This window comes from Ferroglobus sp., from assembly GCF_015521575.1.
GTDB lineage: Archaea > Halobacteriota > Archaeoglobi > Archaeoglobales > Archaeoglobaceae > Ferroglobus.
On the sequence record NZ_WANY01000107.1, the window covers coordinates 1 to 5,704 of the forward strand.

Sequence of the window (5,704 nt, forward strand, 5' to 3'; positions counted from 1 at the left end):
GACAGCTGGATAGAGAACGAGCTTGAGAATTTAAGAGAAGAACTGACTTACTACCCTTCAGTTTACTCGGCAGATTATGATTTCTTTCTGAAGGAGTTTAAAACTGCTTTATGCCTTTACGACTGGATAAACGAGAGAGACGAGGATTTGATTTGCGAAAAGTACGGAATAGCTCCGGGGGATTTGAGGAGGATCGTTGAGACTGCTGAGTGGCTAATGCACTCTTTGAGGAGAATAGCCGAGCATATGTCTCATACTTTGGCATCTAAGGCTTTAAAGCTTGAGATGAGGTTGAAGTACGGAGTTAAGGAGGAGCTGCTCGAGCTCGTAAAGCTAAAAAACGTTGGTAGGAAGAGGGCGAGAAAACTCTACAACGCTGGAATTAAGAACCTTGAAGATTTGGTTCAGAAGAGGAAGATAGCTGAGAGACTCATAGGCAGCAGAATTGTCGAAAAGATTTTGAGCTAAGCTCAATAAGCTGGAGTATGAATGTTATTCTCGTAGGTCCTGCTGGAAGCGGAAAATCGACGTTTGCTAAAGAATTTTCCGCCTATTTAAAAGAAAGCGAGTACGATGTTAAAGTCGTCAACCTCGATCCAGCTACCGATCCTATCTACGAAGCTGACGGAAATTTGAGGGATTTTGTTAAAACTGAAGAGGTTATGAGAAAATTCAAGCTCGGGATTAATGGGGCGCTGATTAAATCGATGGAGATGTCGTTGGAAATTTTAGACGAATTGGTAGTTGAAGGAGAATACGTGATATATGACACTCCCGGACAGATGGAGCTTTTTCTGTACACGGACTTTGGAGAGAGGCTTGTGGAAAAATTAAAAGGCTTTACGATCGGATTATTTTTGATAGATTCGTGTCTGGCAACGAGCCATGAGAAATTCGCTGCTTGTGTTGCTCAGGCTGTTGTTGTCACGCTGAGGTTTTCGATTCCCTTCGTCACGATTTTCACGAAATCCGATCTTTGCAAAGCCTTAAGTTTGATGGACGTTAAGAGAAGAATTTCCGAAAGCGAAGGAATGGTTGCTGAAGTACTTGAGAACTTTTTGAGGTTTGTGGATGTGACCACCCTTCCTCAGAGGATCGTCAGAATTTCGAGCAAGGACAGGAGAGGATTTGACGAGGTTTTTGGGGTTTTACACGAAATTTTTTGCTCATGCGGAGATCTCAGCTAAAACTCTTTCGTACTCCCTCTTAAGTCTCTCCTTCTTGTAACCTACTTCCAAATCGTCCCAAGGCAACTCTTCATCAACTTCGAAAGCTTCTAAGAATTTATCAAGCTTGAGCTTGAAAATCAAGTTAAAGTTAGGTTTAAGCTCTATGAACTTCGAAACTTTTTCGTCTCCTCTTGATAACACCGTTTGAATTGCAAATTTTCTTACACCCTCTATGTTAACTTCTGCAAACCTTCTCATTTTCTCAAGGAACCTCGCTTTCTCCTCAAGAGATTTTATGTTTTCCTTGACATCTCTCCCTATTTCTCCTCCGTAGGGAAGCCACTGAAATGGAGTGTGGGGCTTTGGAACGAGAGGATTGACTGAAACAGACACTTTCAAATTCATGCTTCTTACTCTCTCTACGAGGGAAACGATCTCTTCAAGATCTTCGAGCTTTTCCCCCGGCAAACCTATCATGAAGTAGAGCTTCACCTTTTCAATTCCAGCATCTTTCGCCAATTTTGCGGCGGAGATTATGTCTTCATCGCTAATATCTTTCTTTATGATTTCCCTAAGCCTTTCGCTCGTTTCTGGAGCGAAGGTTAAACTTCTCAGTCCGCTTTTTACAAGCATTCTGAGAGTTTCCTCGCTTATTCTGTCGGCTCTAAGAGAGGAGGGGGATATCTGATAACCCAATGAATAAAGCTCCGCAATTATCTCATCAAATTTTGGATGATCCGAAGGAGAGGGGGCTATTAGAGCGACTTTGTCTGCGATTTTTCTGTTCTCTTCAGCAACTTCCAAAATCTCCTCTACCTTCCTCCATCTTGCCGGAGAGTAAAGCTGTCTCACTATGCAAAACCTGCAAGCTCTCGGGCAACCTCTTCCTATTTCTATGTGCAGAGCTCTGCCGTAGGCTCCTTCACCGATAACTTGCATTTTCTGATGCTCTGGAAGCTCTCTCCAGAGGAACCTTTTCCGGTTTCTCGGGTACAATTCGAGCTTTCCCTCGATGATATCCAAAACAAGGTTGTCAGCCTCTCCTACAAAGAGACCATCGAAGAACTTCGCTATAGGCTTTGGATTTTCCGTAACGCACGGCCCTCCGGCTATTTTCACACCGGAGAATTTGCTTCTCTTTATTATCTGAATGGCGTTGAAGTAATCCTCCTCATACTGCAGTGTAAACAAAGCTACGTCGAAGCTTTTCAGTTCGCTTCCACTTTCCACACTCCTTAATCCCTCGAAAACGTCTGTGAAAAATCTCTCTGCAATAAAATTTTCGGAGGAATTTATTTCGTAATATAGCCTTTGAACGGCTAAACTCGAAATTCCGCCGACGTATCTGTTCGGATAGACTATCGCAACCCTCTTTAAGCCTTTCTTCCAGCTCTTTAAAAATGGGTTGAATTCTGTCATTCGAGAGCTTTGCTTCCCCTTTGCATCGCTATTTTTCCGGTCCTTGCTACTTCTTTTATCCCGTACTGCCTCATTAAATCAATGAAAGCGTTTATCTTCTCTTCATCCCCGGTAATTTCTATTATAAAGCTGTCCCTTGCTACATCAACTATTCTACCTCTGAAGATGTTCGCTATCTCAATTATCTCTCCCCTTGTTTGGGGAGTAGCGTTAACCTTAATTAAAGCGAGCTCCCTTTCAACGGCATTCTTTGTAACATCGCTTACCTTCAAAACCTCTATCAGCTTGTTTAACTGCTTCGTAACCTGCTCTATCGTCTTATCATCACCGTCAACGACTATCGTCATCCTTGAAATCTGAGGCTTCTCAGTAATTCCCACAGCCAGGCTTTCTATGTTAAAACCTCTCCTCCTGAACAATCCCGCAACCTTAGCCAGAACTCCCGGCTTGTTTTCAACTAAAGCAGCAAGAGTGTGCCTCATGGCTACACCTCCTCGTCAATGATCTCGTTTAAAGCCGCTCCAGCGGGAACCATCGGATAAACGTTTTCGAGCCTGTCAACTCTGAAGTCGACAACAACCGGGGCGTCGATGCTCAAAGCTTCTTTGATAGCGTCTTCAACCTCGCTTTCTCTTTCAACTGTTATTCCCACAGCCCCAAATCCTTCAGCTATCTTTTCGAAGCTCATCTCCTTGCAGAGCAGACACGTCTGCGAATACCTCTCATCGTAGAACAGCTGCTGCCACTGTCTCACCATTCCGAGGAACGCGTTGTTCAGTATGAATACCTTCACGTCGATTCCGTAATCGACGCAGGTGGCGAGCTCCTGAATGTTCATAAGAAAGCTTCCGTCTCCGGCAATATCGACGACGGTTTTGTCCGGAAAAGCGGTTTTAACCCCTATTGCAGCCGGAAAACCGAATCCCATCGTCCCAAGTCCGCCGGAAGTTATGAACTGCCTCGGATACTTAACTTTAAAGTACTGAGCAGCCCACATCTGGTTTTGTCCGACTTCAGTCGTGACTATCGCATCAGGAGCCAATTCGTAAAGTTTTTCTATCACATACTGGGGCTTGAGCTTTCCGTCTCTCTTATATCTCAGCGGGTACTTTCTCCTCCACTCGTTCACTTTGTCTTCCCACTCCTTCCTTCTTTTGTACTGAATGTGCTTTATTAGTTCCCTCAAAACGAGCTTTGCGTCTCCAACTATAGGAACATCGACCCTAACGTTCTTTCCGATCTCAGCCGGATCAATGTCTATGTGGATTATCTTGGCATTAGGAGCGAAGCTGCTAACTTTTCCTGTGGTTCTGTCGGAGAATCTCACTCCCACAGCAATTATCAGATCTGACTCCTGAATTGCGTAGTTAGCATACTTAGCTCCATGCATTCCTATAAATCCCAAACTCAGAGGATGAGTTTCGGGAATTGCACCCTTCCCCATCAAACTCGTGACGACGAAAGCCGGAATTGTTTCGGCAAGCTTGACCAACTCTTCGGAAGCGTTGGAATGAATCACTCCACCTCCGGCTAAAATTATCGGTCGCTCAGCCTTCATTATCAGTTCAGCAGCTCTCTTTATCTGCCTCGGATGTCCAGCATATTTCGGCTTGTATCCGGGAAGCTCAACTTTCTCCGGGTAGTCGAACTCTATATCCGCTATTGTAACATCCTTCGGAAGATCTATTAAAACCGGTCCTGGCCTTCCTGTTTTTGCTATGTGAAAAGCCTCCTTAATTATTCTGAGAAGTTCTTTTTCGTCGGTAACGAGGTAGTTGTGCTTCGTGATTGGCATGGTTATTCCGGTTATGTCTGCCTCCTGAAAAGCGTCGTTGCCGATCAAGCTCCTTGGCACTTGTCCGGTCATGACTATGACTGGTGACGAATCCATGTAGGCTGTCGCTATGCCAGTCACAGTGTTGGTTGCTCCCGGTCCGGAGGTGGCGAATGCAACACCAACTCTTCCAGTAGCTCTCGCATAGCCGTCAGCTGCATGCACCGCAGCCTGCTCATGCCTCGTGAGCACGTGCATGATCTCCGAATCGAAAAGAGCATCGTACACTTCGATTATCGCTCCTCCGGGTATTCCGAAAATGTGCTTCACACCTTCCTTCTCCAAGGCTTTGACAATAGCGTCGGCAGCCCTCATAAAAACCACCCACAACTACCTGAGAAAAATCAGCATACTACTACAATAGATGGCAAACTCAACTTTGTTTGCATTGCCTTTTCCTTCGAGAGGGGTATTTAAATAGTTTTTGGTTTAGAAAGCGGGAAGATGACAACTTAAATTTCATCACATGTTAAACACCTCTTCAAATTGCACAGTGCTATGAACGAAAGAATCCGGGATTCTACAGCATTTTTCTTTCCTCTCGTTCTTATCTCGTACTTCAATTCTCCTCTCGACAACACTCCTCTATACCTTTATCACTACACTCCTCCTCTTCTTTCAACTGCTTCGCAAGAGGTTTTGAATCCCGTAGCTTTTAAAAGCCTGCTCGCATCTCTGAAAGATAAGCCAGAAAAGTACAAAATTATCGCTAAAGCTCTCTCTTGAATAAACCCTTCTTCTTCAAAATTCTGGTTAGATAATAAGAGCGTATCATAGCATTGTCTGATCCGATAAATATTCGTTTCTTCCTTAAATTGTCGTCTTCCTCTTAAATTCTGCCAATCAATCCCCATTTTTTGAAACAGCTTAGATAAACCTTTCGATTACTTCAATCTGGATTGAAACAATCAGAGTTTTTAAATAAATTTAAATTTCAAATTCAATAGATAAAAAGGAGGTGGCGGCGTGAGGCGTTTGCTTCTCTATCTCGGAGTGGTAGCATTATTAATACTTAGCATGGCAACTGTTGCAATGGCAAACTTCGATAAAATTCCAGAAAAGCCAGACGTTATCGTCAATAATCCGCCAGACAAGAATCCCCCGGAGCCGAAGAAGCCAGGGATTGACGAGATCAAGCCTAAGGAATACAAACCTGATCCCATGTTTACGCCTAAGTTCAGAGAGGTTGTTATAGTCTACTTCAAGGAGATGCCACCATCGATTGAGAAATTCGCGGCAAAGTACGGTGGAAAGCTGATATTCATAAAGGAAGACATAAAGA

General features: G+C 44.0%; 6 protein-coding genes and 1 pseudogene. 4 read left to right on the top strand and 3 right to left on the bottom strand.

Going from position 1 to position 5,704, the window contains the following annotated elements:
- A pseudogene (locus tag F7C14_RS04480) lies at nt 1-468 on the top strand (helix-hairpin-helix domain-containing protein); the annotation flags it as partial.
- A 17-nt stretch (nt 469-485) separates the two neighbouring features.
- Entirely contained in the window at nt 486-1,187 is a 702-nt protein-coding gene (locus F7C14_RS04485) for an ATP/GTP-binding protein (protein ID WP_290900261.1), read from the top strand.
- On the opposite strand, the gene F7C14_RS04490 is transcribed toward F7C14_RS04485, so the two are convergent.
- The 3 genes from F7C14_RS04490 to F7C14_RS04500 are packed head-to-tail and all read right to left on the bottom strand — an operon-like array spanning nt 1,167 to nt 4,737.
- Complete coding sequence (locus F7C14_RS04490) at nt 1,167-2,588, bottom strand: radical SAM protein (protein WP_290900264.1); 1,422 nt, start codon at nt 2,586-2,588, stop codon at nt 1,167-1,169. The genes F7C14_RS04485 and F7C14_RS04490 overlap by 21 nt on opposite strands.
- Complete coding sequence (gene ilvN / locus F7C14_RS04495) at nt 2,585-3,070, bottom strand: acetolactate synthase small subunit (RefSeq protein ID WP_290900267.1); 486 nt, start codon at nt 3,068-3,070, stop codon at nt 2,585-2,587. The genes F7C14_RS04490 and ilvN overlap by 4 nt, the downstream gene beginning before the upstream one ends.
- A 2-nt stretch (nt 3,071-3,072) precedes the next feature.
- Nucleotides 3,073-4,737, bottom strand: a complete 1,665-nt coding sequence (locus tag F7C14_RS04500; RefSeq protein ID WP_290900270.1) for an acetolactate synthase large subunit — start codon at nt 4,735-4,737, stop codon at nt 3,073-3,075.
- A gap of 183 nt (nt 4,738-4,920) precedes the next feature.
- Between F7C14_RS04500 and F7C14_RS04505 the strand changes: the two genes are divergently transcribed.
- Both F7C14_RS04505 and F7C14_RS04510 read left to right on the top strand, forming a co-directional pair.
- On the top strand, nt 4,921-5,148 hold the full coding sequence (locus tag F7C14_RS04505) for a hypothetical protein (protein ID WP_290900272.1): 228 nt from the start codon (nt 4,921-4,923) through the stop codon (nt 5,146-5,148).
- A 240-nt stretch (nt 5,149-5,388) separates the two neighbouring features.
- On the top strand, nt 5,389-5,704 hold a 316-nt coding region (locus F7C14_RS04510), incomplete at its 3' end, for a hypothetical protein (protein WP_290900274.1).